General features: G+C 70.4%; 2 protein-coding genes and 4 tRNA genes. All 6 read right to left on the reverse strand.

Annotated features, from left to right (window positions below):
- Positions 1–64: 64 nt before the first annotated feature.
- A tRNA-Thr gene (locus PSR1_RS23165) sits at positions 65–137 on the reverse strand.
- A gap of 22 nt (positions 138–159) precedes the next feature.
- Positions 160–235: transfer RNA gene (locus PSR1_RS23170), tRNA-Gly, on the reverse strand.
- A gap of 63 nt (positions 236–298) precedes the next feature.
- Positions 299–381, reverse strand: a tRNA-Tyr gene (locus PSR1_RS23175).
- A gap of 46 nt (positions 382–427) precedes the next feature.
- Positions 428–500, reverse strand: a tRNA-Thr gene (locus PSR1_RS23180).
- A 104-nt stretch (positions 501–604) separates the two neighbouring features.
- Complete coding sequence (gene rlmB / locus PSR1_RS23185; RefSeq protein WP_059439631.1) at positions 605–1,375, reverse strand: 23S rRNA (guanosine(2251)-2'-O)-methyltransferase RlmB; 771 nt, start codon at positions 1,373–1,375, stop codon at positions 605–607.
- A 5-nt stretch (positions 1,376–1,380) separates the two neighbouring features.
- Positions 1,381–1,718 (reverse strand): hypothetical protein (locus tag PSR1_RS23190; RefSeq protein WP_059439632.1); only part of this gene is annotated, 338 nt, incomplete at its 5' end.

The raw sequence follows: 1,718 nt of genomic DNA on the forward strand, positions 1-1,718 counted from the left end.
GGGTACGCTCCCTGCTGTTGGCGCGTGCGCCGGATGACTCGGCTACCGCGACGGAGTGACTGAGAGCCCTCGTCCAGGATTGAACTGGAGACCTCGTCCTTACCAAGGACGCGCTCTACCGACTGAGCTACGAGGGCAATTCCTTTGATCCGACCTCACTGGAGCGGGAAACGGGATTCGAACCCGCGACATTCAGCTTGGAAGGCTGACGCTCTACCAACTGAGCTATTCCCGCAAGTTTTCCCGAACCTCTTCTTCGCTTCTCGCCCAGCGGGCCGCTGCTACCGGTGCTGCTCAGTGGAGGGGGGTGGATTCGAACCACCGAAGGCGTAAGCCGGCAGATTTACAGTCTGCTCCCTTTGGCCGCTCGGGAACCCCTCCTGATGTCTTCACCTCGATGACGCTGCGTGAACCCCACGGCGCGCTGAGCTGGCGGTGGGATTCGAACCCGCGACCTGCTGCTTACAAGGCAGCTGCTCTACCAGCTGAGCTACGCCAGCAAAATCCTTCCCGAATCCACGACCGCCATCCCTCGGGCACGGCTCGGGCGAACCACCGCCGTCCGTTGTGGAGGGCGGTCTTTAAAATGAGTGGCCCCATCTTGTCAAGGACGCATTTCGACCGCTGATTTCGACGGCGCGCCCGCGCGCTGCCGCGCGGCCTCGTACAGGGCGACCGCGGCCGACGCGGACACCGACAAGCTGTCGAGATCACCCGACATGGGGATCCGCGCGGAGAGGTCGCAGGTGCGGCGCACCAGCGGCCGCAGCCCCTCCCCCTCGCTGCCCAGGACGAGCGCGGTCGGCCCCTTCAGATCGACCTCGCCGAGGGGGCGCTCGCCGTCCGCCGCGAACGCCACCGACCAGATGCCCGCCTCCTTCAGGCGCTCGAGCGTCTTCGCCACGTTGGTGACGCGCGCCACCGGGCAGCGCTCCACCGCGCCGGCCGAGGCCTTGGCCACCGCCGGCGTGACGCCCACCGCGCGGTCGCGCGGGATGACGACGCCGTGCGCGCCGAGCGCGTGGGCCGAACGGATGATGGCCCCGAGGTTGTGCGGGTCCTCGACGCCGTCGAGCACCACCAGGAGCGGCGGGCGCCCGCCGGCCTGCGCGCGCGCGAGCAGCTCCTCGAGCTCCGCGTAGCGGAAGTCGGCCACCACCGCGACGATGCCCTGGTGCCGGTCGGTGCCGGCCAGCCGGTCGAGCTTGGCGCGGGGCGCCGCGCGCACCTTGGCGCCCGCCCCTCGCCCGAGCCGCTCCAGCTCCGCGAACGCCGCGCCGCGCGTGCCGCCCTCGGCCAGCCACAGCTCGGCGACGTCGCCGCCCCCGGCGCGGAGCAGCTCGCGCACCGGGTTCACGCCGTAGACGACGCGCATCGCGCCTACTCGACCTTGACCGGGACCGACACGTCGCGCGCCTGCTTCACGCACCACTGGTCGGAGCAGATGAAGAAGTCCACCTTCGCCCGCGCCTCCTGGGCGCCGGCCTGGGCGGCGGTGAACGGCACCTCGAAGCGCGGCCCCTCGGCCTTCGGGTCCACCGCGTCCTTGTGGCCGAGCTTGTCCTTCGACAGCGTCAGCCCCGGCGTCGCCGAGAGGGTGATCTTGAGCGGCGCCTGCGGGTGCACGTGCGTGCCCGCCACCGGGACGATCGAGATCACCAGCTTGCCGGCCGCGCCGGCCTTCACCGAGCGCGTGGTGCCCTCGGTGTCGATCCGGT

Source organism: Anaeromyxobacter sp. PSR-1 (genome assembly GCF_000964525.1).
Taxonomy (GTDB): domain Bacteria; phylum Myxococcota; class Myxococcia; order Myxococcales; family Anaeromyxobacteraceae; genus Anaeromyxobacter.